This is a genomic window from Bradyrhizobium sp. (assembly GCF_036735945.1).
Classification (GTDB): Bacteria; Pseudomonadota; Alphaproteobacteria; order Rhizobiales; family Xanthobacteraceae; genus Bradyrhizobium.
In genome coordinates, this window is record NZ_DAINNI010000065.1 from 1 (window position 1) to 26527 (window position 26527).

At 63.6% G+C, this 26527-nt stretch carries 27 protein-coding genes; 10 read left to right on the forward strand and 17 right to left on the reverse strand.

The window, feature by feature from the left end:
• The 4 genes from V7E26_RS19375 to V7E26_RS19390 form a co-directional block, all read right to left on the reverse strand.
• A partial coding sequence (locus V7E26_RS19375) for a DNA gyrase subunit A (RefSeq protein WP_324418996.1) occupies window positions 1–823 on the reverse strand: 823 nt, incomplete at its 3' end.
• A gap of 203 nt (window positions 824–1026) precedes the next feature.
• On the reverse strand, window positions 1027–1188 hold the full coding sequence (locus V7E26_RS19380; protein WP_324418998.1) for a hypothetical protein: 162 nt from the start codon (window positions 1186–1188) through the stop codon (window positions 1027–1029).
• Window positions 1189–1531: 343 nt separating this feature from the next.
• The gene (locus V7E26_RS19385) at window positions 1532–3415 is read right to left on the reverse strand and encodes an alkyl sulfatase dimerization domain-containing protein (protein WP_324419000.1); all 1884 of its coding nucleotides are present in this window, start codon (window positions 3413–3415) and stop codon (window positions 1532–1534) included.
• A 179-nt stretch (window positions 3416–3594) separates the two neighbouring features.
• Entirely contained in the window at window positions 3595–4083 is a 489-nt protein-coding gene (locus V7E26_RS19390) for a single-stranded DNA-binding protein (protein WP_324419002.1), read from the reverse strand.
• Window positions 4084–4551: 468 nt separating this feature from the next.
• Between V7E26_RS19390 and V7E26_RS19395 the strand changes: the two genes are divergently transcribed.
• Window positions 4552–5298 (forward strand): outer membrane protein, encoded by a 747-nt coding sequence (locus V7E26_RS19395; protein ID WP_324419046.1) that lies wholly within the window; start codon window positions 4552–4554, stop codon window positions 5296–5298.
• A 253-nt stretch (window positions 5299–5551) separates the two neighbouring features.
• The gene (gene uvrA / locus V7E26_RS19400; RefSeq protein ID WP_324419004.1) at window positions 5552–8536 is read left to right on the forward strand and encodes an excinuclease ABC subunit UvrA; all 2985 of its coding nucleotides are present in this window, start codon (window positions 5552–5554) and stop codon (window positions 8534–8536) included.
• Window positions 8537–8589: 53 nt separating this feature from the next.
• Here uvrA and V7E26_RS19405 read toward each other — a convergent pair whose 3' ends face one another.
• The 5 genes from V7E26_RS19405 to V7E26_RS19425 form a co-directional block, all read right to left on the reverse strand.
• Window positions 8590–8961, reverse strand: a complete 372-nt coding sequence (locus tag V7E26_RS19405; RefSeq protein WP_324419006.1) for a nuclear transport factor 2 family protein — start codon at window positions 8959–8961, stop codon at window positions 8590–8592.
• Between the two features lie 32 nt (window positions 8962–8993).
• Window positions 8994–9320: a PRC-barrel domain-containing protein gene (locus V7E26_RS19410; protein ID WP_324419008.1), complete on the reverse strand. Its 327-nt coding sequence runs from the start codon at window positions 9318–9320 to the stop codon at window positions 8994–8996.
• A 112-nt stretch (window positions 9321–9432) separates the two neighbouring features.
• Window positions 9433–10209, reverse strand: coding sequence for an AAA family ATPase (locus V7E26_RS19415; RefSeq protein WP_324419010.1), 777 nt, complete (start codon window positions 10207–10209; stop codon window positions 9433–9435).
• Window positions 10210–10329: 120 nt separating this feature from the next.
• A complete protein-coding gene (locus V7E26_RS19420; RefSeq protein ID WP_324419012.1) occupies window positions 10330–10686 on the reverse strand; it encodes a hypothetical protein in 357 nt (118 codons plus the stop codon).
• A 12-nt stretch (window positions 10687–10698) separates the two neighbouring features.
• Window positions 10699–12204, reverse strand: coding sequence for a S8 family serine peptidase (locus V7E26_RS19425; protein ID WP_324419014.1), 1506 nt, complete (start codon window positions 12202–12204; stop codon window positions 10699–10701).
• A gap of 594 nt (window positions 12205–12798) precedes the next feature.
• Here V7E26_RS19425 and V7E26_RS19430 point away from each other — a divergent pair.
• Window positions 12799–13458: an outer membrane protein gene (locus tag V7E26_RS19430; RefSeq protein WP_324419016.1), complete on the forward strand. Its 660-nt coding sequence runs from the start codon at window positions 12799–12801 to the stop codon at window positions 13456–13458.
• Window positions 13459–13516: 58 nt separating this feature from the next.
• Here the strand turns inward: V7E26_RS19430 and V7E26_RS19435 are convergent, their stop codons facing one another.
• Entirely contained in the window at window positions 13517–14374 is an 858-nt protein-coding gene (locus V7E26_RS19435) for a PCC domain-containing protein (RefSeq protein WP_324419018.1), read from the reverse strand.
• Window positions 14375–14378: 4 nt separating this feature from the next.
• The gene (locus V7E26_RS19440; RefSeq protein WP_324419020.1) at window positions 14379–16016 is read right to left on the reverse strand and encodes an acyl-CoA synthetase; all 1638 of its coding nucleotides are present in this window, start codon (window positions 16014–16016) and stop codon (window positions 14379–14381) included.
• An 84-nt stretch (window positions 16017–16100) separates the two neighbouring features.
• On the opposite strand from V7E26_RS19440, the gene V7E26_RS19445 reads away from it, so the two are divergent.
• Window positions 16101–16625 (forward strand): DUF3828 domain-containing protein, encoded by a 525-nt coding sequence (locus V7E26_RS19445; protein ID WP_442893435.1) that lies wholly within the window; start codon window positions 16101–16103, stop codon window positions 16623–16625.
• A 29-nt stretch (window positions 16626–16654) separates the two neighbouring features.
• On the opposite strand, the gene V7E26_RS19450 is transcribed toward V7E26_RS19445, so the two are convergent.
• Window positions 16655–17056, reverse strand: a complete 402-nt coding sequence (locus V7E26_RS19450; RefSeq protein WP_324419022.1) for an SPW repeat protein — start codon at window positions 17054–17056, stop codon at window positions 16655–16657.
• A 239-nt stretch (window positions 17057–17295) separates the two neighbouring features.
• Between V7E26_RS19450 and V7E26_RS19455 the strand changes: the two genes are divergently transcribed.
• Window positions 17296–17568, forward strand: a complete 273-nt coding sequence (locus V7E26_RS19455; protein ID WP_324419024.1) for a GNAT family N-acetyltransferase — start codon at window positions 17296–17298, stop codon at window positions 17566–17568.
• A gap of 22 nt (window positions 17569–17590) precedes the next feature.
• Here the strand turns inward: V7E26_RS19455 and V7E26_RS19460 are convergent, their stop codons facing one another.
• Window positions 17591–18382 (reverse strand): fumarylacetoacetate hydrolase family protein, encoded by a 792-nt coding sequence (locus tag V7E26_RS19460; protein WP_324419026.1) that lies wholly within the window; start codon window positions 18380–18382, stop codon window positions 17591–17593.
• Window positions 18383–18550: 168 nt separating this feature from the next.
• On the reverse strand, window positions 18551–18955 hold the full coding sequence (locus V7E26_RS19465; protein WP_324419028.1) for a DUF3597 domain-containing protein: 405 nt from the start codon (window positions 18953–18955) through the stop codon (window positions 18551–18553).
• A gap of 292 nt (window positions 18956–19247) precedes the next feature.
• Here V7E26_RS19465 and V7E26_RS19470 point away from each other — a divergent pair, with 292 nt between their 5' ends.
• The 5 genes from V7E26_RS19470 to V7E26_RS19490 all read left to right on the forward strand — a co-directional run bounded on the left by V7E26_RS19470 (window position 19248) and on the right by V7E26_RS19490 (window position 24819).
• Entirely contained in the window at window positions 19248–20156 is a 909-nt protein-coding gene (locus V7E26_RS19470) for a DUF2189 domain-containing protein (RefSeq protein WP_324419030.1), read from the forward strand.
• Window positions 20157–20366: 210 nt separating this feature from the next.
• Window positions 20367–21182: a lytic murein transglycosylase gene (locus tag V7E26_RS19475; protein WP_324419050.1), complete on the forward strand. Its 816-nt coding sequence runs from the start codon at window positions 20367–20369 to the stop codon at window positions 21180–21182.
• 790 nt (window positions 21183–21972) lie between these two features.
• Entirely contained in the window at window positions 21973–22125 is a 153-nt protein-coding gene (locus tag V7E26_RS19480; protein ID WP_324419032.1) for a DUF1127 domain-containing protein, read from the forward strand.
• Window positions 22126–22283: 158 nt separating this feature from the next.
• A complete protein-coding gene (trmFO, locus tag V7E26_RS19485) occupies window positions 22284–23717 on the forward strand; it encodes a methylenetetrahydrofolate--tRNA-(uracil(54)-C(5))-methyltransferase (FADH(2)-oxidizing) TrmFO (RefSeq protein ID WP_324419034.1) in 1434 nt (477 codons plus the stop codon).
• Window positions 23718–23721: 4 nt separating this feature from the next.
• Window positions 23722–24819: a serine/threonine protein kinase gene (locus V7E26_RS19490; RefSeq protein ID WP_324419036.1), complete on the forward strand. Its 1098-nt coding sequence runs from the start codon at window positions 23722–23724 to the stop codon at window positions 24817–24819.
• 23 nt (window positions 24820–24842) lie between these two features.
• Here the strand turns inward: V7E26_RS19490 and V7E26_RS19495 are convergent, their stop codons facing one another.
• The 3 genes from V7E26_RS19495 to secF all read right to left on the reverse strand — a co-directional run.
• Window positions 24843–25703, reverse strand: a complete 861-nt coding sequence (locus V7E26_RS19495) for a phytoene/squalene synthase family protein (RefSeq protein ID WP_324419038.1) — start codon at window positions 25701–25703, stop codon at window positions 24843–24845.
• Window positions 25700–26083 (reverse strand): Mth938-like domain-containing protein, encoded by a 384-nt coding sequence (locus V7E26_RS19500; protein ID WP_324419041.1) that lies wholly within the window; start codon window positions 26081–26083, stop codon window positions 25700–25702. Before V7E26_RS19500 ends, V7E26_RS19495 begins: the two co-directional genes overlap by 4 nt.
• Window positions 26084–26089: 6 nt before the next feature.
• Window positions 26090–26527: protein translocase subunit SecF (secF, locus tag V7E26_RS19505; protein WP_324419044.1), on the reverse strand; the 438-nt coding region annotated here is incomplete at its 5' end.

Genomic DNA, 26527 nt, shown 5'->3' on the forward strand with positions numbered 1-26527 from the left:
AGGGAATCTCGGTGACGATGATCGCTTCGCGGTCCTTGCGGATGGTGTCGATCGTGACCTTGCCGCGCATCACGATCGAGCCGCGGCCGAGATGATAGGCCGAGCGGATGCCCTGACGTCCAAGGATGATGCCGCCGGTCGGGAAATCCGGCCCCGGCACGATGTTGATGAGGTCGTCGATCCCAAGCGCGGGATTGTCGATCAGCGCCACGCAGGCGTCGATCACCTCGCCGAGATTGTGCGGCGGGATGTTGGTCGCCATGCCGACCGCGATGCCGCCGGCGCCGTTGACCAGAAGGTTCGGGAACTTCGCCGGCAGGACCGACGGCTCCTTCTCCGAACTGTCGTAGTTCGGCTGGAAGTCGACGGTGTCCTTGTCGATGTCGTCGAGCAGCGTCTGCGCGACCTTGGTCAGACGGGATTCGGTGTAGCGCATCGCCGCCGGCATATCGCCGTCGACCGAGCCGAAATTGCCCTGGCCGTCGATCAGCGGCACGCGCATGGAGAAATCCTGCGCCATGCGCACCAGCGCGTCGTAGACCGACTGGTCGCCGTGGGGATGGTACTTACCGATGACGTCGCCGACCGTGCGCGCCGACTTGCGATACGGCTTGTTGTACTCGAAGCCGTTCTCATGCATCGCGTAGAGAATGCGGCGATGCACCGGCTTCAAGCCGTCGCGCGCATCCGGCAACGCACGCGCCACGATCACGCTCATGGCGTAATCGAGGTAGGAGCGCTTCATCTCGTCGAGGATGGAAACGGGACGGATGTCGGAGTGCTCCGGCGGCTCGCCGGGCTTGTCGTCTTCGTTATCGGCCAAAGGGGGAATCCGGTCAGTTCCTAGTGGGGAATCATATAGCGCATCGGGGGGCCGATCACCACCCCGCAGCGATCCGGCAGAGCTGTTTTTCCGCTCGTTTTTTCATGGACTTACGACATTGCAAGGCGATCGTTCGGCGGTAGCCGAAGCGGTCATTTTCGGGGTGGAAAGATTAACCAATAATGGTATTTCTATACCTGATTTCAGTGGCGGAAAACCACCGCATGCATGATGCGTCCCGGCAGGAAAGTGAACGCGCCGGCGATGATCAGCGCGCCGAAGAAGATCGACGTCATCGCCTTCCTGTGGCCACTGACATTGTGCCGTCGCGCATGCAGCACCGCGAGCACCAGCATGACCGGCACGAAGATCGACAGGATATGGATCGCATGGTGCTCCCTCTCCGGTTGAACCTGAGACTCGGAGCAGCTTAAGCGAAATGCCTCACGCAAATATTGATCACGCAGCGGCGGTGCGGTCCCGCCGCGCGGTTAATTAAGGATCGCTATGCATCTGCAGAGGGTTGTCCGCCCGGTGCGGATGAGCCGGCCGAACGCTCGCTTCAGTAAAGTGTAGGAAGACCTGTCAACTATGTGTGTTAGTCACTGATTTCAGGCAGTTTTTCGCGGTTGTCGACGACGCGGTGTCAACTGCGCTACGCGATAGCGTGCAGCACGCTCCGGAGCCACCTCTCCGCGCGCACAGGGTTCATCGGACATGGCCGGGCGGGACCAGCGTGTTCTTCTCCGGATCGAACTTGTCGAATAGGTCGAGCACGCGGTCGCACGCCGCCGCATCGCCAGTAATCTTCAGTTCGTTGGCGCCCGCAAGCTGCGCGACGGTCGCCTGGTTGAGGTAGAGTTTGGTCCACCCCTCGCGCGTCAGCGCCAGCGTGAAGTCCGGCTTGCGATAGTAGCGGTCGGCGTTTTCGACATACTCGACGACGCCGCGCCGGACGTGCAGCGCCACCGCCTTGTTGTCGGCGTCGGTAAACTCGAACCGGATCATGCTATCGGTGTCTTTCGCCTTGACCGGGTCGATCCGGACGCGGTGCCGGTCGACGAATTCGCCCGGTCCGAACGACTTGACCTGCTCGAGCGTCGGCGGCACCAGCCGCGGGACCTTGGCCTTGCCCTCCAGCGCGAGCGCGGCCGTCAGCGACACCGGGCGCGCGATCATCGAAGTGGTGTGCTGCGCGGCGGTCCGGAGCAGGTCGGCCTTGATCTGGCACAGTTCGGCATCGGTCGGATCGAGCCGCCAGAGGTAGCCGACGAGTTCCAGCGCCCAGGCGTATTCGCTGTTCTGCTGCGCCTCCCTGGCAAGCGCGATCACCTTGTCGCGGCCGCCGAGGGCGGGCACTAATCGCAGCGCCACCTCTTTTCGCGGCAATCTGAACAGGGTCGCCGCGTCGCCGTCCCACCAGCCCAAGGCGTACTCGGCGATATAGGGCGGGTACCATGCGAACAGGCCGTAGATCTCGGCGAGATATGGGTCGTCGCGCAGATGGTCCGGCAACTGCACGAAGTCGATCAGGTCTTCCGGCCCAAGGCCTTTAAGGATGCCGCGCAGTGTCTGATCCAGCATCAGATTGCTGAAGTCGAGGTAGTTGTTGAGGTGGGCGAAGATCGCGTCCTTGCCCTTCAGGGTCAGCGTCGGCTGGCCGATCAGCATTTCCGGCTGCAGGTCGCGCAGCACCCGCGTCGCGTCCCGCCAGGCGCGGGGATCGCGCCACAGCGAGCCGCGCGGGGTGTAGATGTTGGGCGCGTAGGGCCACAGCACGTTGTTCATCGCCACCTTCTGGTCCGGCATCCAGACCAGCATGGTGTCGCTGGAATCCGTGCTGCCTTCCGTGAAGAACTGGAAGCGGATCCCGGCGATCGTCATTTCCTCGCCATGCTTCACCGGATGGTTGACCGGCACGAAGCCGCGCGCGCCCAGTTCGACCGTGAGGCCCCATTTGCCGTCGGGGCCCTCGTTCGGCAGGAACGCGTTGAAATACTGGTAGACCCGCGCCCATTGCAGCGGCTCGGTCTCCGGGAAATAGGCGCCGACGCCTGAGGTCTGCAGGTTCGCGTTCAGGTTCGGATGGCCGACGATGAGGACGTCCTTCTCGCCTTCGAGCAAGGGCGCCGTGCCGAGCACCTCGTGCGAATGGCTGTACAGCACGGCCTTGATCGGCTTGTCGGTGACCTTGCGGATTTCCTCCCTGTAGATCCTGCCGTCTTCCAGATTGTCGCCGGTCTCCCAGACGATCACGCCGTCGGTGCCGACGATGAAGGCGGATCCGACGCTCGGGGTCTGCATCACCCAGATGTTGTCGGCGACCTTGATCGTCTCCCGGCGCGGCGGAAACGTCTTCGCGTGGGCATCGAGCGCGGCCTGGTTGACGATCGCGCCGTTCTCCGCCTTGCCGAGCTTGACCGGTGCGCCCATCAGCGGCGCCAGGCTCTGGGAATTCCGGATGGCCGAACCATCGACGGCGGCCGGCCGAAGCGCCTGCGCCAGGGTCGGCCGGGGAGCCGCGGTTGCCGCGAGCAGACCCGCACTTCCGAGGATGGCGTGGCGCCGGCTAACGGATGGACGATCCGACATGATGTCCGCCTCCAGGCCCGATGGCATAAGCCACGCTATACCGGCTGGCCGGGCGGGCAAAGGCGTCTTTGGAGCGTCTAGCCTGATCGCCGCCGGGTCCGAGCCCGCAATGGACTTCCGGTGACCGAGACGAACTCCGGAGTTCGGAGGGCGCGCTACGTCCTAGCGTTACCTACACTTTAGAACGGGATGTCGTCGTCCATGTCGTTGTTGCGGCCGCCACCCGCCGCCACCGCGCGCCGCGGCGCGGAACTGACCGGGCCGCTGGAGCCGAAATCGCCGGCGTCGTCGGAGCCGAAGCTGCCGCCTCCACCGCCGCGGCCATCGAGCATGGTCAGCGTCGAATTGAAGCCCTGCAGCACGACCTCGGTCGAATACTTCTCGACGCCCTGCTGGTCGGTCCATTTGCGGGTCTGCAGCGCGCCCTCGATGTAAACCTTGGAGCCCTTCTTCAGATACTGCTCGACAACCTTGCAAAGCGGTTCGGAGAAGATGACGACGCGATGCCACTCGGTCTTTTCCTTGCGCTCACCAGTGTTCTTGTCGCGCCAGGTGTCCGAGGTGGCGATGCTCAGATTGGCGATCGGCCGCCCGTCCTGCGTCCGCCGGATTTCCGGATCCTTGCCGAGGTTGCCGACCAGAATCACCTTGTTCACGCTTCCCGCCATCACTGCTCTCCACTCGATATCGCCGGCAAAAACCGCTGCTCCGGCCGCTTCCGTGCCGGTCGTCTGCAATTCTTTACCTGTCGCTTGCCTGACTTCCGCGTCCGCTTCCGGACTTTCAGACTGACCCTATACGCTCGCAGGCGCCGCCGATGTCGCGATCCGGTCGCGAGCCAGCGGTTATCCACATATAGCATCGCGTCAGCGCCTGTTCCAGCTTTGTTCCACTAAAAGTACCTCACTGATCGCAGCGACAGCCCTCGGGAAGACGAAAGGGCCGGCGCCACGGCGGCCTTTTTGTTTGGTTGTATCGATATTCCTTCGCCACTCTCTAAGGTTGCATGGTGCCTACATTTACCGTGGATGTGGTTTTCAGGAGACAGGAATCCGGCGCGCTTCGGGCTATAAAGTCTAACAACCTCAAATTGACGACTCGCGCTGTTGCGTTGGGAATACCGTAAGGGGAGAAGCATGAAAAAGATCTTGCTGATGACGACCGGTCTGATCGCGCTTGGGATTGTCCCGGCAGCGGCCGCCGATCTTGCCGCGAGGCCCTACACCAAGGCGCCCGTCGCGGTTGCGCTGTACGACTGGAGCGGATTCTACATCGGCGCCAACGGAGGTTGGGGTACGAGCCACAACTGCCTGACCAACACCGCGATCTTCGGCGTTCCGGTGACACCGACGAGCGAAGGTTGCCATGATGCAGATGGCGGCACGGTCGGTGGTCAGATTGGCTATCGCTGGCAGGCCGGCAACTGGGTGTTCGGCGTGGAAGCGCAGGGCAACTGGGCCGACTTCAACGGTTCGAACATCGTTGTGCCGTTCGCCGAAAACCGCACCAAGATCGACGCATTCGGTCTGTTCACCGGCCAGGTTGGCTACGCCGCCAACAATGTCCTGTTCTACGTCAAGGGCGGTGCCGCGGTGACCAACAGCCGCCACGAAGGGGTGATCGCGAGCATCGTGATCGACCGCGCCGAGCACACCCGCTGGGGTGGCGCGGTCGGCGCCGGCGTTGAATATGCCTTCGCTCCCAACTGGTCGTTCGGCGTCGAGTACAACCACCTGTTCATGGGCACCGAGAACTCCAACTTCAGTGGCGTCGGCTTGCTTGCTGGCGTCAACACCCGCAATGAAGATATCAAGCAGGACGCTGACATCGTCACCGCCCGCATCAACTACCGCTTCGGCGGCCCGGCCGTCGCAAGGTACTGATTTCCGCGCCACCTGAGTTCCCAACGCTTGAGAAAAGGCCGGCCCTGTGCCGGCCTTTTTGTTTGGGAACTGCTGACGGCTGCTGCCAAAACGCTGACGGTGCAAAACAATCCGTTGATGATTCGCGCGCGGCACTGGAAATTGCCCTCCGTTCTTCCTACGTTCCGGCTTTCGATCATCGGCGCCTGACCCGGCTTCTCGCTGGCCATGCGCGCCCAACACGGCGCGCACCTCGCGCGCCTGGAATACCGATATGGATGAAGTGCTAAGGGCGAAGCGCCAACAGAACGCCGGCTCCGCATCGCGTGCGATCACGATCCGCGGTGCGCGCGAGCACAATCTCAAGAATGTCGATCTCGAGATTCCCCGCGACAAGCTCGTCGTGTTCACCGGCCTCTCCGGCTCCGGCAAATCCTCGCTCGCCTTCGACACCATCTATGCCGAAGGACAGCGCCGTTACGTCGAGTCGCTCTCGGCCTATGCGCGCCAGTTCCTGGAGATGATGCAGAAGCCCGATGTCGACCAGATCGACGGCCTCTCTCCCGCGATCTCGATCGAGCAGAAGACGACATCGAAGAATCCGCGCTCGACCGTCGGCACGGTTACTGAAATCTACGACTACATGCGCCTCTTGTGGGCGCGCGTCGGCGTGCCCTATTCGCCAGCCACCGGCCTGCCGATCGAGAGCCAGGTCGTCTCGCAGATGGTCGATCGCGTGCTGGCGCTGCCCGAGGGCACCCGCCTCTATCTGCTGGCGCCGGTCGTGCGCGGCCGCAAGGGCGAATACAAGAAGGAACTCGCGGAGTGGCTCAAGAAGGGCTTTCAGCGCGTCAAGATCGACGGCACCTTCTATGAATTGTCCGAGGCCCCTACGCTCGACAAGAAATTCCCGCACGACGTCGACGTCGTTGTCGACCGTATCGTGGTCCGCGCCGATATCGGCCAGCGCCTTGCCGAAAGCTTTGAGACCGCGCTGAAACTCGCCGAGGGCCTCGCGGTGATCGAATATGCCGATGCGCCTGCGGGCGCCGCGGAAGAGAAGAAGCCCGACAAGAAGACCGCCAAGATCCACAACAAGAGCGGGCCGGAGCGCATCCTGTTCTCGGAGAAATTCGCCTGCCCCGTTTCAGGCTTCACGATCCCCGAGATCGAGCCGCGATTGTTCTCGTTCAACAACCCCTATGGCGCCTGCCCGGCCTGCGGCGGCCTCGGCGTCGAGCAGCACATCGACGAGGACCTCGTCATCCCCGACAAGGAGCTGACCCTGCGCAAGGGCGCGATCGCGCCCTGGGCGAAATCATCCTCGCCCTATTACGTCCAGACCCTTACCGCGCTCGGCAAGTTCTACAAGTTCACGCTCGACACCAAGTGGAAGGACCTGCCGAAGAAGACGCAAGGAGCGCTGCTGCACGGCTCCGGCGACGACGAGATCAAGTTCTCCTATGAGGATGGCGTCCGCTCCTACGACACCAGGAAGCCATTCGAGGGCGTCATCACCAATCTCGAGCGCCGCTACCGCGAGACCGAGAGCGAATGGGCCCGCGAGGAACTGGCGAAGTATTTCTCCGACATCCCCTGCGCCGGCTGCAACGGCCATCGGCTCAAGCCGGAGGCGCTCTGCGTCAAGATCGGCGGCAAGCATATCGGCGAGATTTCCGAACTCTCGGTCAAGCGCGCCGGCGAATGGTTCGAGAGCGTGCCGAAGGCGCTGAATGCGCAGCAGAACGAGATCGCCGGGCGCGTGCTGAAGGAGATCCGCGAGCGGCTGTCGTTCCTGCTCGACGTCGGGCTGAACTATCTCACGCTGTCGCGTTCCTCCGGCACCCTCTCTGGCGGCGAGAGCCAGCGCATCCGCCTGGCCTCGCAGATCGGCTCGGGGCTGACCGGCGTGCTCTACGTGCTGGACGAGCCCTCGATCGGCCTGCACCAGCGCGACAACGCGCGGCTTCTGGAGACGCTGAAACGGCTGCGCGACCTCGGCAACACCGTGATCGTGGTCGAGCATGACGAGGACGCGATTCGTCTTGCGGATTACGTACTCGACATCGGCCCCGGCGCCGGCATGCATGGCGGCCACATCATCGCGCAGGGCACGCCCGCCGATGTCATGAAGAACCCGAAATCGCTGACCGGCAAATACCTCACGGGCGAATTGTCGGTGCCGATCCCCGAGCGCCGGCCGCCGAACCACAGGCGAACCATCAAGGTCGTCAACGCCCGCGGCAACAATCTGAAGAACGTCTCGGCGGAAATTCCGCTCGGGCTGTTCACCTGCGTCACCGGCGTCTCCGGCGGCGGCAAGTCGACGCTGCTCATTGATACGCTCTATCGTGCCATCGCGCGCAAGCTCAACAACGCCAGCGAGGGCGCAGCCCCGCACGACCGCATCGAGGGTCTCGAGCACATCGACAAGATCATCGACATCGACCAGTCGCCGATCGGCCGCACCCCGCGCTCGAATCCCGCGACCTATACCGGCGCGTTCACGCCGATCCGCGAATGGTTCGCCGGGCTTCCCGAAGCCAAGGCGCGCGGCTACGAGCCCGGCCGGTTCTCCTTCAACGTCAAGGGCGGCCGCTGCGAGGCCTGCCAGGGCGACGGCGTCATCAAGATCGAGATGCACTTTTTGCCCGACGTCTATGTCACCTGCGATACCTGCAAGGGCAAGCGCTACAACCGCGAGACGCTGGAAGTCCTGTTCAAGGGCAAGTCGATCTCCGACGTGCTCGACATGACGGTGGAAGAGGCCGCCGACTTCTTCAAGGCGGTCCCGCGCGTCCGCGAAACCTTCAAGACGCTGCACCGCGTCGGCCTCGACTACATCCATGTCGGCCAGCAGGCGACGACGCTCTCGGGCGGCGAAGCCCAGCGCGTCAAGCTCGCCAAGGAACTGTCGAAGCGCGCCACCGGCCGCACGCTCTACATCCTGGACGAGCCGACCACGGGCCTGCACTTTCACGACGTCGCCAAACTGCTCGAAGTGCTGCACGAGCTGGTCGCCCAGGGCAATACGGTCGTCGTGATCGAGCACAATCTCGAAGTCATCAAGACCGCCGACTGGGTCATCGACCTCGGCCCCGAAGGCGGCGACGGCGGCGGCGAAATCGTCGCCTGGGGTCCGCCGGAAGACATCGTCAAGGCGCCGCGGAGCTACACGGGGAAATTCCTGGCGCCGGTGCTGAAGAAGGCGGATGGGAAACCGAGGAAAAGCGGTGCGGCGAGCGAGGCGGCCGAGTAGCCAAGACACGTAGGATGGGTTTCGCTCCCCGCGAAACCCATCCTACGGTTCTGTCACTCCACGATCTTCCAATACGAGTCCTTGCGGATCACCTTGCCGTTGCGAAACGTATAGAAGTCGCAGCCCTGAACCTCTTTTCTCGCTCCCTCCCGGGTGGTGCCGGTGAGGGTCCATTTTGAGATGCCGGTATCGGCAGCCGAATCCACAAAGTGTTCATCGTTGCCGTAGTGGACATCAGGCAAGCCTTCGAAGCGTGTCGCCAGCGCTTCTCGCACGCTCCGCTTGCCCTCGAAACGAGCGCCCCAAGGCCTGTTTCCCCTTGGCATCTCCAGGACACAATCGTCAGCAAACAATGCCATGATGCGATCAAGATCGTGCGCGTTGAAGGCCTCACATAGCTCCGTCAATGTCGATCGAATGTCCAAGCTTTCTACTCCGGTCAAACTCGTCGGCTCCCCTACACCGTCCAGTAATGCGGATGCGGGCGTGAGCGGTCGCCCCAGTCGAAGGCTTCTTCGTCGAGTTCGGACGGACCTGCGAGCAGATCATCCACTGTCACGTCGGTCTGGTAGGCCTGACGCGCGGGATCGAAGCGGAGGGCGTCCCACCGGATCGGGCAATGATGATGGCTGCCAAGCGGCCCTCCGGTCTTGATGACGGCGTAGGCCACCGTTCCGCTCAGCTTGTCGAGCATCAGGCGTTCGATCGAGCCGAGCCTCGTGCCGTCGCGCCCGTAGACGCTGACATGCTCGACGCGATCACTGGGCACCAGGGTATGCGGCATGGCGACCTCCCTGCTTCCTTTGTCCGGTCGATATCATAACACAACCTGACCCGGCATGGGGTCATTCAACGTGCGACAAAATCCGCCGGGCAAAGGTGACGGCATCTGGGCCTCACTCTGCGATCGCCGCGTCCACAAACCCCTTCGGGTCGTCGCAAAACTCGCGCATGACCCTGTAGTGGTCAGTGTCCTTCACGCTCACGGGCTCCAGCCCGTATTTCGTCAGCCGCAGCAGCGTGGCGTTCGGGTACGCCATCAGCATCGGCGCGTGCGTGGCCATGATAATCTGGCAGTGGCCGATATCCTCCATCCGCCGCATCAGCTTCAGGAACTCGATCTGCCGCGAGGGCGACAGCGCGGATTCCGGTTCATCGAAGATGAAGATGCCCTGGCGCTGGCAGCGCTCCTCGAAGAAGCGCAAGAAGCCTTCGCCGTGGGAATGGGAGAGGAAATCGGGTGGCGGGCCTCCTCCCAACGGATATTGTTGGGCCATCTGGTCCAGATAGCGGGCGACCGAGAAAAAGCTTTCGGCGCGGAAAAACCAGCCATTGGTGATCTTGGGCAGCCAGCTCGCCCGCAACGCGCTGGACAACTGGCCTCCCATTTTCTCCATCGCCCAGGAATGGTCGACCGGCATGTAGCCCTTGCCGCCGCCGGCCTCGTCATAGCCGGCCAGCGCGGCGATGCCTTCCAGCAGCGTCGATTTGCCGGTGCCGTTCTCGCCGACGATGATGGTGATGGCGCGATCGAAGCCCAGCTGGAAATCGTCGTGCAGCAGCGGCAGGCAGAACGGATAGGCCTCGCGGTCGGTGATGCGCGAAGGCTCGAGCCAGATGCGCTTGAGATACGGCGCAGGCAGGTTGATCGGGCGATTACGTTTGAAAGCCATTGGATTCAAATCTCGGGGAAATAAAGCCGTTCGCTCTGGTTATACAGGGAATACCGCACAATCCTAGATGGCGCCGGCGAAGCCGAGCCCGATATCATCGCTCATGTCTGGAAGCGGTGGTCACCGCGCGCCTGGCAGGCTGACGTCCGGGCCGACCGACGCCTCTTCCACACCAGGCCATGCCCTGACGGCCTCGACGTAGTCCTGCGCCGAGACGCCGGGTGGCAGGATCACCTGCATGTAGCGCCGCAGCTCCCGCTCCGCCTTCGACAGCTTGGCCTCGTCGGCCGCGGCCAGGGCCGGCACCTTGTAGACGATGCGGGTATCTTTCGGCAGGTCCTTGAAAGGATCGAAGCGCGTGCCGGAGCCTGACTCGAACACGCGCCTGCGCGAGTCGTAGCTGTAATTGCGCTTGAGCTTCAGTTCGACCGGAATGCTGATCCCAGCATTCTTCGGCGCCGGCACGGCTGCTATCATGGCCCGAGATTATTACACCCTCTTCATGGCATCAACCAGGTTCGGCAACGGGCCGATGCGCTGCGCCAGGGGAACGCCGGGCCCCGCCTGCTGTGGTGTTCCCGTCGCCATCAGGATGTCGCGCACCTTCTTCGGCGTCATCGGCGCGCCGTTCTTGGCCTTCGCGCGTCCCTGCAGGCATGCGACAGCGCCGGTGACGATAGGAGAGGCACTCGACGTTCCGGAGAAGCGCAGCGTGTACCAGGTGTTTTCGGAGGCGCCGCCCTGGGCATCGCCGTAGCCCAGGCTCGTCACATGCCAGCCCCAGCCCTGCACATTGACGATCTTGCCGTAGTTGGAAAAGAAGATGCGCGAGCGCGGAACTCCGAGTGAACTATAGGCCGGCATCCCCGTGCCGAAGCCGTCGAAGTCGAGATGGTTGGTCGGCGGCACGCCGGCGCCGACGACGATCGCGCCGCTGTCCTTCTGCAGGCCGGTGTTGTTGAACACCGCAGCATCGAAATTCTCGTCGCCGTTGCCGGCCGCCTCGACGACGGTGATCCCCTTCTCGACCGCCGCCTTGATCGCGGTGAAGATATCGGACCAGTACTGCATCGCGACGTACTTGCCGTTCGGCCCGGGCGCATGCAGTTCGATCAGGATGACGTCGCCGGCCTTGAGCTGCGCCGCCGCATTGCTGATCGCGCCCGCCGCGTTGAACACGCCATTGATGACAGCGGAGTGAACCGCCGCCTTGGCCTGGTGGCTGATGCCGACGCAGCCCCTCGCGTCCGGGATCGAGACCATCTCGCCGAGCACGGCCGTTCCGTGGTCGCGCCAGCCGGGAGTGCTGATCAAGGTGCCGCCCAATAGCGGAATGCCACCCGGCAGATCCTCGTGCGTCCTGTTCCAGTTGCCTTCGATATCGCAGATCGTGATGCCGCTGCCCTTGGCGCCCGCAAGACTCCACACCTGCTCGGCGCCGATGCCGTCGGGCGCATCATAGAGGTAGCCTTGCGACGGTTCGAAGTTGCGGCTGCCGGCAGCGGACCCCGCGGGCATCGCCGGCACGGGGCGCGGCGCCACATAGGCATCCCACACCGCCTTCTGCCGCTTCAGCGCGGTCGCGATCTTCTTCGCATCCGCGCCCGATTTCGGCACGACCTGCACGAATCCGCTCTGGATGAAATCGGTGTCCATGCCCTTCTTTGCAAATCGTGTTGGCTCCGGCTCGGACGGCAAGCTCGCGGCGATCTCGACGCGCTCCCTGATCGTCGCCGCCGGCAAGTCGAATTGCGAGCGCACGGACTTGATATCGAACTTCGAAAGCGCCTCGTTGAGGGAATCTGCCTGCGGCTCGGCGGCAGCCAGCGCGGCAAAACGCCTGGCGCTGAAGGCAACCGGCGCTTCGTAGCGAAGCTCGACGACGACATAATCGGGAATGTCGGCATCGGTCGTCGCGGTTGACGCGAAGCCGGCCTTGCTTCTGGCCGCGCTGGTTGATCTGGTCGATCTGGACTTCCGTGCTTTCCGGGCCATCGAAAATCTCCATGAAAGTGAATGTTTGAAAATCGATCCTGCCGACATGCGACAGGCAGACAGAAATAACCGCACGCAACGCGCGACTCTAGTCGCGCCCACGCAAGCCAACAACCGGCAATATAGCCGCACCGTCCTTGCGCCCTGCGCGATAGTGCGTCCGAAAGGCGCCTCCGCATGTGGCGCGGTTCACAAAGCAGGCGCAGCATTTTCCGCCACAGCAAACCTCGGGCGAACGCGAAAAACATCTGCATGCACGAACGCAAACAATGCCGATCAGGAAAACACAATCATCCCATCTCTCGCGCATATCGAGAACGCATTCTGCGCTGCGCGCCGCCGCTTCGCCGTCGAAATAGCAACCTGTCCGCGCCAATGGGCGGACGCGCTTCGGTCGAATTTCTGCCGGCATGGATGTCGTACAGTTAATCTTGCGAGCGGCGTTCTCACATCCGCGTAGGCGTCGCTTGCAGACGAGTTTTTTGGGCGCGTTCGCGCCCGCTTCCAAGAACGTTACGTCACCATGCCGGTGCAATCGGTCCGTGATGGGACCTGCAGGGGGTTATACACGTGTTCAACTACAGGGGACAAATGATGAAACAACTACTTCTGGCTGGTGTGGCCATTTCGGTCGCGACCGCGGCTTCTGCTGCCGACATGCAGGCGCGGCCCTATGCCAAGGCCCCTCCTCCGGCGGCGGTGGTTGCGTTGTACAACTGGTCCGGCTTCTACGTCGGCGCGATGGGCGGCTATGGCTGGGAGAGCGGAGCCGGCAGCGGCGGCTTCGGCGGCGGCACAGTCGGTTACAACTGGCAGTTTCCGGGCAGCCAGTTCGTCTTCGGTGTCGAAGTCGACGCCGCGGGCGCCGGCATCAGCAACAGCTCCACCTTTGACGACGGCGCCGGCAACCTGATCACGCAGCAGGACAAGATCAATTCGTTCGGCAGCGTGACCGGCCGCGTCGGCCTGGCGCTCGACGCCGCCCTCATCTACGCCAAGGGCGGCTGGGCCTTTGGCAATGCGAAGACGTCCTTCTCGGCCAACGGCATGTCGCTCTCGGACAGCCAGACTCACACGGGCTTTACGATCGGTGGCGGCCTCGAATACATGTTCGCGCCGAACTGGTCGGCCAAGGGCGAATACATGTACACCAGCCTCGGCAGCGAGATCTATAATTTCGGTGGCGATCGGTTGGACTCCGGCACGATCGACTTCCACACCATCAAGGTCGGCGTGAACTATCATTTCAGGTAGCAGAGAAGCGTGGAGCTGTAGGATGGGTAAGGCGCGTTGCGCCTTGCCCAGCTCGGATTCACAACACCTCCAGCACCAGCTCCACCGTCATCAGCACCGGATTGTCGCCGCGCACCAGCCGTCCCTCGGCGATGCCGCCGAGGTAATCGACCAGCGCGATGTCGAGTTCCGCCTGCAGCGTGCCGTCGGCGCCGGGTGCGATGCTGCCGGCCTTGATCGCAAGCTCGGTGGCAAACGGCACGACGGTTCGGCCATCCGTGAAATGCGCGCCGATGGTGGAGCCGACGCCGCCATGAACGCGCGCGCGCAGGACTCCGTGCTGCCGGCAGAACGTCTCCAGCGCCGCCGCAAAATCCTGGTTCGGTCGCAGCCGAAGCGCGAAGGCGCGGCTCCCGGCCTTCGCATCGGTGCGGGCGCGCGCGACTGGCCCAAACAATCTGAAATTGGTCTCGGGATCCGCCTCCGCGGCGAACATCGCGCCGTCGATGCCGAACGCCTCCACCGCAAACGATTCGGCGATGATGCTCTCCTCGGGTAGAATGTGGCCACCGTGTAGATGCCCGTCGGTCTCGGTCCAGAGACCATGGCAGTGGAAGAAAGGTGCGCCGTCGCGTTCACCGAGTGTCATCGCCCCGCATTTCAGCCGCGCCGCGCCTGCCGGGCGAAAGGTGTCGCTGTAGAACGCCGCGTTGGCGCCGGTCTTCGACAGCGCCGGCATCACATAGGCGAACGGGCCGAGCGTCCCTCCCCGCATGCCGAGCACGCCGCCGGAAAACCCGGCTTCGGCAAAGCCGCGGCGCGCGGCTTCCAGCAGCGGCAGGCCGGCCGGCAGCGTGAATGAGAACGCGCGCCCGCGCGCCTCGACCCATTGGATGCGCTCGGGCACGGGCGTGCCCGGCTGCGCGATGCTGCGCATCGGCTCAGCCACCCGCCTTTGAGATAAGCTCAAGCTGCCCTCGCGCTTCCAGTTCATCGCGAACCAGCCGCTTCGGAATCTTGCCGTAGCCGGACTTCGGCAGCGCCTCCCAGAAGAAGAAGCGCTTCGGCATCTTGTAGCGCGGCACCTTCGGCGCCAGGAACGCCGCCAGTTCCGCCTCGCTCACCGTATCGGCGCCCTCGCGCGCGACGCAGACGGCGACACCGACCTCGCCCCAGAACGGGTCGGGCACGCCGAGCACGGCGACCTCGCCGATCGCCGGATGGGTGAGAATCTTCTCCTCGACCTCGCGCGGATAGATGTTGGAGCCGCCGGAGATGTACATGTCGGAGGCGCGGCCGGTGATGTAGACAAAGCCCTCCTCGTCCATATGGCCGAGATCGCCCGTCCTGAACCAGCCGTCGCGGAACGCCTTCGCATTGGCCTCGGGGTTATCGTAATAGCCGGCAAACACCGCCGGGCCGATCACGCAGATCTCGCCGGTCTCGAAGGCTTTCAGCTCGCGCCCGTCATCGCCCTGGATCGAGACCTGCATGCCGGTGCGCTCGAAGCCGCAGGTGCCGATGCGCGCCTGCGGGCCGTCCTCGGTATCGTGCAGGATGGCCGGCATGACCGTGATGTTGCCGGTGACCTCGCCGAGCCCGAAATACTGCACCAGCACCTTGCCGAGCCGGTTCAGCGCCGCCTTCTGGTCCTCGCGGTACATCGGCGCGCCGGCATAGATCACGAAGCGCAGCGAGGAGTGGTCATACTTGTCGACCGCGGGATGCTCGACCATCATCTTCAGGATGGTCGGCACGGTGAAGATGTTGCTGACGCGGTGCGCCTCGATCAGGCGAAAGGCCTCCGCGATGTCGAACTTCTCGGTCGGCAGCAGAATCGTCGGCACGCCACGCGCGGCCTGCACGAGCTGATGCACACCTGCGCCATGCGACAGCGGCGCCACCACCAGCGAGGCATCGGTCTCGGTCGTGCCCGGCATCAGGTCCGCGAGATGGTTGGTGACGACGAAGGCCATCTGGCCGTGGGTCAGCACCGCGGCCTTGGACCGCCCGGTGGTGCCGGAGGTGAAGAAGAACCAGCAGGGATCATCATAGTCGACCGCGGCGTTCTCGATCCTCGCGCCGGCCTGCGCCGCGATCACGTCGCTCACCGCGCGCTCGCCGAAACTGCCTTCGCCGATCCGCCAGGTGAACTCGAGCGCCGGATTGGCCGCCGCCTTGGCGTGGTCGGGGAAGTCGCCATGGCACAGGAATGCCTTGGCGCCGGAGGCGCTGGCGAGATAGGCGACCTCGTCCGGCATCAGGCGGAAATTGGTCGGCACCCACACCGCGCCGAGGCGGAAGGCCGCGAACATCGACCAGAACATCTCGTCGCAGTTCTTCGAATGAACCAGGATGCGGTCGCCCTTGACCACCCCTCGCGCCGCAAGGCCGGCGGCCAGCGCCGACACGGCCGAATCGATCTCGCGCCAGGTCCAGGATTTGTCGCCCCAGATGAAGCCGGCGCGGTCGCCATGGCGGCGGGCATTCTGGGTCAACAGATGCGCCAGGTTCATTACCCGGCGCGACATCCGCGCCAGGCCGCCGCGCGGGACGGGAATCGTTATGGTTTCAGTCACAGGAGCCAACCGCTAGCTTGGGAAAACAGACATCGAACAACGATAGCAGAAAGCGCCGCGTCTGCTCAAATCTGAAGGAAGCCCATGATCGTCCGTCGAAAATTGATCCTATCGGGCACTGTCACGGCGCTGGCCGCGATGCTGCCGCACGACCTCCGGGCGGCCGACGACCCCACCGCCATCCTGACCGCGATCTATAGCCGTGTGACCACGGGCAAGGGCGATGGTGGCGGCGCCTTCGTGATCCAGACCAGGGCGGCGCGCGCAAACTACCTCTCGAATTCGCTGGCCACGCTGTGGGCCAAGGCGGATGCCCGCACCCGCAAGGGGGACACCGGGCCAGTCGACTTCGATCCCGTGACCAACTCGCAGGACCCGGACGTGAAGTCGTTCCGGATCGGGGCCGAGAAGCCGGGTGCCGACAGGGCGACCATGGCCGTCACGATCGAAGCGCACCAAAGCGACGCGCGCAGCAAAGCGGCCGACAAGACCATCCGCTACGACTTCGTATTCGAAGCCGGCCAATGGAAGATCGACGACATCAAGGGTGCCGTTGACGGCAGCCCGTGGTCGGTCCGCGCGCTGCTCGTCGATTCACTCAAACACTAGGCTACACGGCCGGCAGCCTGCCCCCGAACCTACTGCGGATGGTTGGCAAGATCCTGATCGCTCAGGCGCCAGTCCTGCCAGAGCTGAAGCGCGCCCAGAAGGGCGACGATCCCGCCGAGCGCGACATGCCAGGCCTGCAGCATGCCGTCCTCGGCATAGCCAAGGATGAACGGCGAAGCCATCAGCCAGAGGCCGAGCCCGATCTCTCCCACCTCTTCCCAGCGTTGCAATGCGACATATTCGAGCTGCGCCAGACCGAACACCAGCATGCCAACCACGAAGGTGTTGAGGATCATGGTGCTGCGTTCAGCGTCCATGACGTCATGGCTGGAGAACGGAAACCACGGCGACACCACGATCAGCACGCCGAGCAGCATGCCGAACCAGTCTTCCCACGTGCGATGTTTGGTAAAAAAGTTGAAGCCGGACATTGTAAACCTCCCCTTGAAACAAGAGGCATACGTCGGCGGCCGCGATCACAGCATTTCCGATATCGAGCCAGACCAGGCCGCCACCGCGGCGTATGTCGTCCCAAGGACGTAGGCACCCTGCCCCCTGTTGCAAGGCCCGCCGCCAAGAGATTGCGGGTCCCCCGGCATCAATCGCCGCCGGTTTGCATCGCCCGGTGCATGTCCCTAAATGACAGGGAGAATCACCCGGGAATCCCTGCATGGCCGCCGTTCGCGACAACAAGGCTCAAAACCGCTTCGAACTGGATGTCGAGGGCACCGTGGCGTTTGCGAATTATCGCATCACGCCTTCGGCGATCATCATTACCCATACCGAGACACCTCACGCGCTGCGCGGCCGCGGCATCGCTTCCGAACTGATCCGGGGTGCGCTCGAACTGATCCGCGCCGACGGACGCAAGGTCATCGCCGGCTGCGGTTTCGTCGTGGACTATCTTCGCAGGAACCCGGAGTTTGCCGATCTGACGGCGTAACGCGGGCGCCCGAAGGACAAGCTCACGTGATCCGGATCGACATATCCGGCAGGCCTTCGATCTTGCACAGGAGCACATCGCCCTTCACGACCGGCCCGACATTCTCCGGCGTGCCTGAATAGATGATGTCGCCCGCCTTGAGTTCGAACGCTTCCGAAAGCTTGGCGATCTGTTCGGCCACGCTCCAGATCATGTTCTGCAGGTTGGAGTTCTGCTTCACCGTGCCGTTCACCGCCAGCGAGATCGCCCCCTTGGTGAAATGCCCGGTCTTGCCTGCCGGGTGGATAGGCCCGAGCACGGCGGAGCGGTCAAAACTCTTGCCGATCTCCCATGGCTTCTTCTCGTCGCCCATCGCCCGCTGCAGATCGCGCCGTGTCATGTCGAGGCCGAGCGTGTAGCCATAGACGTGATCGAGCGCCTGCTCCGGCGAGATGTTGGTGCCGCCCGATTTCAGCGCCGCCACCAGCTCGACCTCGTAGTGATAGTTCTTGGTCAGCGAGGGATAGGGATGATCGGCGACGGTGCCGATCGCGACATTCTGGATCGCGTCCGTCGGCTTCTGGAAGAAGAACGGCGGCTCGCGGTTGGGGTCCGAACCCATTTCACGGGCATGGGCCGCGTAGTTCCTCCCGATGCAATAGATCCGCCGCACCGGAAACACGTCGCTCTCGCCCACGATCGGGATGGTCGTCGTGCCGACCGGGAAGATCGATTTGGGTCCGGCCTGCGCATCGGCCGTGCCGCCCTGCACCGCGGTGCCCGCCAGCGCCAGCGCACCGGTTGCCAGAACGGTCCTGCGATCGACATTGCTCATTGGGTTCCTCCGAAATCATGTGTCTTCTTGTCTGGCGCCGTGTCTACCGCCTTTTCAGGCCGAAGGGGATAGGGTTTGCGCGTTGTTGCGTTGCAGGGTGAGGCGCACTGCCACACAAAAAAGCAGGCCCGCATCGCTGCGGGCCTTCGGACGTGAAAGCAGTTGATGTCAGTGCTTGATGTCGGGCGGCAGCTTGCCGCCATTGGCGGCGAGCTTGGTCATGACCTGCTTGTGCAGCCAGATGTTCATGCTCGCGGAATCATTGGTGTCGCCGGTATAGCCGAGCTCCTTCGCGAGTTCCTTGCGCGCGCCGAGGCTGGAATCGATGTCGAGCGCCTTCATCAGGTCGACGATCGAGGTGCGCCACGCCAGCTTCTCGCCCTTGTCCGCAACCGCCTTGTCCAGGATCGGCGCGACGTCGACGGTCGCGGCAGCCGGCGCCGCAGCGGCCCCGCCGCCCGATGACGTCGAAGATGTGCCCCCTGCGCTTCCCGCCGCCGCGCCACCGCCTGCCGGTGCAGCATCCGCCTTGCTGCCGAAGATCGCGCTCATGATTTTTCCGAAAATGCTCATCATTCACTCCCAATAACTTGAGAAGGGGTTTGAGTGCTGGACTGTTTGAAGCGCAGCACCGGGGCAGGATCGCCAGCAAGTGTAGCCAGCCGCACGAAACTTGCCAATGGAACATTCACCGAAGCGTGAGTGCGTTTGCCGCTGTTTGGGAGTACCCTGTTCGTACAGTTCGCGACATGGCCAGTTCCGCTATCCTGTCTTCGCGTCTGGCCCGATCGTGATCGTTTTATGAAAGGCCGCATTCTGCGTCTTTCTGCAGGCGTGAAGTGTGGCCGCGAGGGAGACAGCGACCATGGCCACCTATCACGGCAATGTCACATCGATGGCGCAGGGCGGACCTACCGCCGATGCGCCGGTCATTCGCAAAATCGGCCTGTCAGAACTTCATCGGGCGCTGCAACGCGGCTGGGAAGATTTCAAGGCCGTACCAACGCATGCCATCATCCTGTGCATCATCTATCCCGTGCTCGGACTGATGCTGGCGCGCGCCGTGCATGGCTATTCCGTCATACCGCTGCTGTTTCCGCTGGCCGCAGGATTCGCCCTGATCGGCCCGTTTGCCGCGCTCGGCCTCTACGAGATGAGCCGGCGCCGCGAGCGTGGCGAAGAGGCAACTGCCTGGGATGCGATCGAGGTGGTGCGCTCGCCGTCATTCGGAGGGATGCTCGGGCTGGGTGTGCTGCTGCTGGCGCTGTTCGTGACCTGGGTGGCCACCGCGCAGGCGCTCTATATCGCCGCGTTCGGCTATGAGGGCGCCAGCGGCATTTCCGACTTCGCGACACGCGTGCTGACCACGTCGCAGGGCTGGTGGCTGATCATCGTTGGATGCGGCGTCGGCTTCCTGTTCGCACTCGTCGCGCTTTGCATCAGCGTGGTGTCCTTCCCGCTGATGCTCGACCGCCATGCGACCGCCGGTGAAGCGATGGTCACTTCGCTCCGCGCAGTGGCTCGCAATCCTGTACCGATGGCAGCCTGGGGCCTGATCGTCGCGTTGCTGCTGGCCGCGGGAACGCTGCCGTTCTTCCTCGGCCTTGCCGTCGTCATCCCCCTGCTCGGCCATGCCACCTGGCATCTCTACCGGGAAACGATCGAGCCGGAACTCAATCCGCAGCCGCTGCCGCCCCGCGCCCACCGCGAGCGCAAGCCCGCCGCCGATTTCCCGGCCAATCTGTTCCCGTGGCGGCAGAAGGATAGCGCGTAGTCACATGGAACCCTGACTGCCCAAGCCGCCGGTCGTATCCCGACCGGCGGCTTGTCCGTTCACTGCATGCAAACAATGAATTGAGCAAGTTCGAGGGAATGCCATTGGGGGCTACGGCATAAGCCTTGTTTTGGCCGCTGTTGCTTCGAACATACGGCGATCGGGTGAACACCAATGTCGGCACCTATCGATCGTGGAGTGAACGGCACGATGATCTCTCGCCTATCCCTGCACGCTCTGACTCTGGGAGTCCTGTTGCTGGCCTCGGCGGCGCCTGCGCTCGCAGCGCCCTGCGGCACGGGACCGTTCGAAAATTGGCTGGACGATTTCAAGAAGGAAGCTGCCGCCAAGGGCATCTCGACGTCCGCCATCCAGACCGGCCTCTCCGGCGTCACGCTCGACAAGAGCGTCCTGGCCCGCGATCAATCGCAAAAGGTATTCAGCCAGAGTTTTGAGGAATTCTCGGGCCGCATGGTGCCGCCGCGGATGACGCGCGCCTCCAATATGCTCAAGCAATACGGTTCGGTGCTCAGCCGCATCGAACAGACCTATGGCGTGCCAGGAGAGGTGCTGGTGGCGATCTGGGGTCTGGAAACCGATTTCGGCGTCAACATCGGAAAATTCCCGACGCTGCGCGCGCTGGCAACGCTCGCCTATGACTGCCGCCGCGCCGATATGTTCAAGGCGGAGTTGATGGACGCGCTGCGCATCGTCGAGCGCGGCGATATCGCGCCACAGGATCTGCGCGGTGCATGGGCCGGCGAGATCGGCCAGACCCAGTTCATGCCGTCGTCCTACGTCAAATTCGCGGTCGATTTCGACGGTAACGGCCGCCGCGATCTGCTGCGCAGCCCGCCCGACGTGCTTGCTTCAACCGCCAACTTCCTCGCCAATCACGGCTGGCAGCGCGGCAAGGAATGGGATCCCGGCAGCGCCAATTTCGCTGCCATCAAGGAATGGAACAAGAGCGACGTCTACGCCAGGACGATCGCCCATTTCGCCACGCAGCTTTCGAAAGCCCCCTAAGGCCACAACGCAAACAGGCTGCAATGCAAAGGGCCGGCCACTGCGACCGGCCCTCTGCCAGATGTCACTTCGCGCTGCCTGCCTGCATCGCCTTGCTCGGATGCATCGCGCAGGCGCCGGCCTTGCCGTTCAACAGTGCGGCCTCATGCGAAATCACGCTTTTTCATTACAGCCGTGTTAGGAAGAAGCGCCGCGACACCACGGATTGGCGCACGCTCGCTTCCATAGGCTGCGAAGCGCGATCGGCGCATCCCGTCATACCGTTCGCGGCTAACCGCCGCTGAACCATCAACCGAGATGCCTGGGCCAAGCACCGCTTGTATCGACGCGTGAGCCCGGCGCCTTTCGGTTCCCGTCTGCCTACTCGGAAATCCAACTACCGTTTCGTCTTAAATAATGAATATAAATTCATTTTCCGATCATTCAGCACATGCGATTCGTGCATAAGATAGTTCCAATATGTCGGCCTTTTCTGGACATTTTATACCGGTCGGGGCCCCTAGCCTGCCTGGCTGAACCCCAGCATCAAAGTTCACCAAAGTTAACTCGACTGTCACGGTAAGGCAATAATTTTACGACAGTATTTCAACTTCAACGATGTCGCGAAGTCGTCACTTGTTGCCCGATCGAACGGCGCAGTCAAAAGGTTAAGCAGCCCTTATCACCGCCATGCATTCTTGGCTTAGCTGCATCGCAACATAGGAACTTCTGCACTGCAAAATCTGAGCTATATTCATTCCAACGATGAAGCCGCCATCAAAGCCTGAATCGTAATTGCAAGGAGACTACCATGTTACTCTCGCTCATCCGCATGATCCAGGCATTCCGGGATTATCAGCGCAATGTCAGCGAACTGTCCCAGCTCAGCGATCGCGAACTCGCCGACATCGGCCTCGATCGTGCCGACATTCCGCGCGTTGCTGCCGGAACCTTTACGAGCTGAACCTACCAGCCGCCTGAACAACGGATAGCGCCCGCCCTGCTGCGGGCGTTGTCGTTTCAGCATTGATTTTGAGGCGTTTTCCTCACGCGAGCCGGGATCCACCTCGCTTGAAAACGCCATGGTGCGCTTGGCACCAAAACGCGCTACACGCTGCGCGCATGATTTCCTCATCTTCCCAAAGTGACTCCGTCCATGTGATCGGCGGCGGCCTTGCCGGCTCGGAAGCCGCCTGGCAGGTCGCCAATGCGGGCGTTCGCGTCGTCCTGCACGAAATGCGCCCGCTCCGGATGACCGAGGCCCATCGCACCGAGGGGCTCGCCGAGCTCGTCTGCTCCAACTCCTTCCGCTCCGACGATGCCGCCAACAACGCCGTCGGCCTGCTGCACGCCGAAATGCGCCGGCTGGGGTCGCTGATCATGCGCTCCGCCGATGCCAACCAGGTGCCCGCCGGCGGGGCGCTGGCGGTCGACCGCGACGGGTTTTCGGCGGCCGTCACCAGGGCGCTCGGCGAGCATCCCCTGATCGAAATCGACCGGCGCGAGATCGCCGGCCTGCCGCCGGCCGAATGGGGCAATGTGATCGTTGCGACCGGCCCCCTCACCTCGGCGCCGCTGGCGGATGCCATCCGCGCGCTGACGGACGAGAGCGCGCTCGCCTTCTTCGATGCGATTGCGCCGATCGTCCACAAGGATTCCATCGACATGTCGGTGGCGTGGTTTCAGTCGCGCTACGACAAGGTCGGGCCCGGCGGCACCGGCGCCGACTACATCAACTGCCCGATGACGAAGGAGCAGTATGACGCCTTCGTTGCCGCGCTCTTGGCCGGCGAGAAGGTCGATTTCAAGGAGTGGGAGACCAATACCCCCTATTTCGACGGCTGCCTGCCGGTCGAGGTGATGGCCGAGCGCGGCCACGAGACGCTGCGGCACGGACCGATGAAGCCGGTCGGGCTGACCAATGCGCACAACCCTGCTGTCAAGCCCTACGCCATCGTCCAGCTGCGGCAGGACAACAAGCTCGGCACGCTCTACAACATCGTCGGCTTCCAGACCAAGCTGAATTACGGCGCGCAGCAGCGCGTCTTCCGCACCATTCCGGGCCTCGAGAACGCCGAGTTCGCCCGGCTCGGCGGCCTGCATCGCAACACCTTCCTGAACTCGCCAAAACTTCTGGATGGCCAGCTACGGTTGCGCGCGCAGCCGCGGCTGCGCTTTGCCGGGCAGATGACCGGCTGCGAGGGTTATGTGGAATCCGCCAGCATCGGCCTGATCGCCGGTCTCTACGCCGCGGCGAATGCGCGGGCGCAGTCGCTCGAGCCGCCGCCCGCGACCACCGCTCTGGGCTCGCTGCTCGGCCACATCACCGGCGGCCATATCGAGACGTCAGAGGCCGGAACGCGCTCGTTCCAGCCGATGAACGTCAATTTCGGCCTGTTCCCGCCGCTTGCCAGCGTCCCGACCAAGAAGGCCGACGGCACGCGGCTGCGCGGCAACGAGAAGACCGTTGCCAAGAAGCAGGCGCTCAGCGCGCGCGCGCTTTCGGATCTCGATCGCTGGATCGCGGATCATCTGCGCGTCGCGGCGGCGGCGTAATCCCATGGGTTTGCCGAAAGACGACGCCGCGATTCTGGCGGCGCGCTGGACCGAAGGCGTGCTGCTGAAGCGCGACGTGTTCTCGACCGTCGAGCGCGGCCGCTTCCGCGCGGATGATAGCGAGGTCGATGCGGTGCTGCGCCGGCTCGATCAGGTGCCGGTCTGGTCCTATCCGCTCGCACGCCATCTGTTTGCCCGCGAACGTCACGCGCTGACGCTGGCGCGCGATCTCGACGCCGGCCCCAAACTGCTGTGGGCCGGACGAAAGGCGCTGGTGCGCGGCTTCGTCGATGGCGTCGCGCTGCATCTGGCAAAGCCGCACGGCGACCTCGCCTATTTCCGCTCCGCCAAGGCAGCGCTTCGCAGGCTGCACCGCGCCGGCATCTGCCACAACGATCTCGCCAAGGAGCAGAACTGGCTGGTCGGCCGCGACGGGCACGCCTATGTGACCGACTTTCAACTGGCGGTCTGCTTCAAGAGCAGGAGCCGGCTGTTCCGGATCGCGGCCTATGAGGACCTGCGGCATCTGTTGAAGCACAAGCGCAGCTATGCGCCGGCGGCGCTGACGCCGATGGAACGCAAGATCCTGGCACGCAAATCCTTCGTTGCCAGCCTCTGGCTGAAGACCGGCAAGAAGGTCTATCAGGCCATCACCCGCGGCCTGTTCAACTTCACCGATCGCGAAGGTGGCGGCCGCCGCCTCGTCAACGACGCGCCTGTTCTGCTCGAGGTGATCAGGAAGAATCCCGAGGTGCGCGATACCGCGATCGTGGCTTTTGCCGATCGCCGAACCGGGGTTGGCCTGTACGCCTTCGTCGAGGCTGACAACGTCGCGCTGGAAAAGCAGCTCCGCAACGAGCTCTCATCGACCAGGGGGGTCCGCCCGCCTGAGCATATCCAGGTCGTCCACGCCCTGCCGCGCGACGCCGCCGGCAAGCCGCGCACCGAGATCCTGCAGCTCGTCGCGATGAACCAGCTCGACCTGATCGAACCGCTGCTCACGAGCGACGCCGATCGTGCCTTCATGAAGGACATTCTGGAGAGCCGCAAGAATCTCCGGGATCGGTTCAATTTCGAAAGCAGCGAATTGAATTCGCGGTAGGTCTTCCACCGTCATTGCGGCTTCTACCCGCCGAACTCCCGCGTCCGCGATGCGCGCCACAGCGTCCACAAGATCCGCAGGCGCGACGCCGCGTGCGGAACGAATGGATCGAAGTCCGCGCGCGACATGCGCTTCAGATCGCGGTAGGTCATCGCCAGCGGCAGGAAGAACGGCCGCACCTGTGGCGGCACATGCGTGAGCAGTTCGAAGGCCGTGCGCAGATGGTTGCGGGCCTCCCCGGCCAGTTGGTCGATCGCGGCGCGCGCCTGCGGCGTCTGCTTGCCTGAATAGACCTGCTCGACCCCGCTGCCGTGCTGCTGCAGCAATTGCAGCGGCAGGAACAACTGGCGCCGTGCGGCGTCCAGCGGCAACGCGGCGATCACCTGCGCAATGCCCTGGGCGAGGCCGGCATGGCGGGCGAGATGGTCGATCGCGGCCGTGGGTGGCGTTGCGATCCGTGAGCCGAGCAAGAACAGCGCCACTGATGTGTCGGTGGCATAACCTTCCAATGCCGCCATCGACGGCATCGGATCGTTGTAGAGGTCGAACTGATGCTCCTCGATCAACCGCGACAGCGTCGCCACCGGCAGGCGGAATTCGCCGATGGTCTGCGACAATTCGGCCGCGACCGGATTGCCCTCGACGCCGCCATGTCCGGCGCCATCAAGCATGTCGGTCCACCATTGCAGCCGCATCTCACCGGGCAGCGGCTGGCTGACCTGATCGCGCACCCGCGAGATCTCGACGTTGAAGGCATAGACCGACAGCAGCGCGCGACGCTGCGCCGCCGGCAGGAACAGCGTCGAGGCATAGCGGACAAAGTCATGGCTGCGCACCAGATCGGCGCAGAACGCGGCGGCATCCTTCGTCGCCGCGCCGGTCATGGCACCGCGATCAAAGCCGCCGCAACGCGCCGGCGCTCGCCCAGCATGATGTTGTAGGTGCGGATCGCAGGCCCGGTCTGCATCGCATCGAGCACCACGCGGACAGCGCGCAACGCCTCGCGAAGCTGCCGCGGCGGCACCCAGACTTCGGTGCCGGTGCCGACGATCAGCGTATCGATGGCGTTGGCCGCCTTGAACACCTGCGCCAGGGAATATTCGTCGATCTCGACCGGCTTCGCCACCGGCCAGGCCCAGATGCCGTCAGGCAGGCACAGCAGCGAGCCGCGGTGCGACATGTCGGCGAAGGCGAAGCCGCCCTTGCCGTAGGCTTCGATCGGCGCCGACCTCGGAAGATGCGGGGCGTCCGAGGAGCTGGCCATGATGAATTACTTCTTCGCAGGCGTATCCGGCGCGTCGCGGTGCTCGCCGACGCCAAGATAGATCAGGATCGGCGCGGCGATGAAGATCGAGGTGTAGGTGCCGACCAGCACCACGCCGAACATCATCACCGCCGTGAAGCTGTGGATCGCGTGGCCGCCGAACAAAAGCAGCGCGAGCAACGCCAGCGTCACCGTGACGTGGGTGATGATCGAGCGCGAAAGCGTCGAATTGATGGATTCGTTCAGAAGCTGCGGCATCGGCATCTTCTTGTAGCGCCGCAGCATTTCCCGGATGCGGTCATAGATCACGACCGTATCGTTCAGCGAGTAGCCGAGAATGGTCAAAAGCGCCGCGATGCTGGTGAGATCGAAATCGACCTGCGAGATCGACATGAAGCCGATCGTCAACACGATGTCGTGGACGTTGGCGATCATGGCGCCGAG

Bases quoted from the DNA above. Each gene is read 5' to 3' on its own strand.
- V7E26_RS19385 (WP_324419000.1), bottom strand. From the start codon at position 3,415: ATGTCGGATCGTCCATCCGTTAGCCGGCGCCACGCCATCCTCGGAAGT.
- V7E26_RS19390 (WP_324419002.1), bottom strand. From the start codon at position 4,083: ATGGCGGGAAGCGTGAACAAGGTGATTCTGGTCGGCAACCTCGGCAAG.
- V7E26_RS19395 (WP_324419046.1), top strand. From the start codon at position 4,552: ATGAAAAAGATCTTGCTGATGACGACCGGTCTGATCGCGCTTGGGATT.
- uvrA (WP_324419004.1), top strand. From the start codon at position 5,552: ATGGATGAAGTGCTAAGGGCGAAGCGCCAACAGAACGCCGGCTCCGCA.
- V7E26_RS19410 (WP_324419008.1), bottom strand. From the start codon at position 9,320: ATGCCGCATACCCTGGTGCCCAGTGATCGCGTCGAGCATGTCAGCGTC.
- V7E26_RS19415 (WP_324419010.1), bottom strand. From the start codon at position 10,209: ATGGCTTTCAAACGTAATCGCCCGATCAACCTGCCTGCGCCGTATCTC.
- V7E26_RS19420 (WP_324419012.1), bottom strand. From the start codon at position 10,686: ATGATAGCAGCCGTGCCGGCGCCGAAGAATGCTGGGATCAGCATTCCG.
- V7E26_RS19425 (WP_324419014.1), bottom strand. From the start codon at position 12,204: ATGGCCCGGAAAGCACGGAAGTCCAGATCGACCAGATCAACCAGCGCG.
- V7E26_RS19430 (WP_324419016.1), top strand. From the start codon at position 12,799: ATGAAACAACTACTTCTGGCTGGTGTGGCCATTTCGGTCGCGACCGCG.
- V7E26_RS19435 (WP_324419018.1), bottom strand. From the start codon at position 14,374: ATGCGCAGCATCGCGCAGCCGGGCACGCCCGTGCCCGAGCGCATCCAA.
- V7E26_RS19445 (WP_442893435.1), top strand. From the start codon at position 16,101: ATGATCGTCCGTCGAAAATTGATCCTATCGGGCACTGTCACGGCGCTG.
- V7E26_RS19450 (WP_324419022.1), bottom strand. From the start codon at position 17,056: ATGTCCGGCTTCAACTTTTTTACCAAACATCGCACGTGGGAAGACTGG.
- V7E26_RS19455 (WP_324419024.1), top strand. From the start codon at position 17,296: ATGGCCGCCGTTCGCGACAACAAGGCTCAAAACCGCTTCGAACTGGAT.
- V7E26_RS19460 (WP_324419026.1), bottom strand. From the start codon at position 18,382: ATGAGCAATGTCGATCGCAGGACCGTTCTGGCAACCGGTGCGCTGGCG.
- V7E26_RS19465 (WP_324419028.1), bottom strand. From the start codon at position 18,955: ATGAGCATTTTCGGAAAAATCATGAGCGCGATCTTCGGCAGCAAGGCG.
- V7E26_RS19470 (WP_324419030.1), top strand. From the start codon at position 19,248: ATGGCCACCTATCACGGCAATGTCACATCGATGGCGCAGGGCGGACCT.
- V7E26_RS19475 (WP_324419050.1), top strand. From the start codon at position 20,367: ATGATCTCTCGCCTATCCCTGCACGCTCTGACTCTGGGAGTCCTGTTG.
- V7E26_RS19480 (WP_324419032.1), top strand. From the start codon at position 21,973: ATGTTACTCTCGCTCATCCGCATGATCCAGGCATTCCGGGATTATCAG.
- trmFO (WP_324419034.1), top strand. From the start codon at position 22,284: ATGATTTCCTCATCTTCCCAAAGTGACTCCGTCCATGTGATCGGCGGC.
- V7E26_RS19490 (WP_324419036.1), top strand. From the start codon at position 23,722: ATGGGTTTGCCGAAAGACGACGCCGCGATTCTGGCGGCGCGCTGGACC.
- V7E26_RS19495 (WP_324419038.1), bottom strand. From the start codon at position 25,703: ATGACCGGCGCGGCGACGAAGGATGCCGCCGCGTTCTGCGCCGATCTG.
- V7E26_RS19500 (WP_324419041.1), bottom strand. From the start codon at position 26,083: ATGGCCAGCTCCTCGGACGCCCCGCATCTTCCGAGGTCGGCGCCGATC.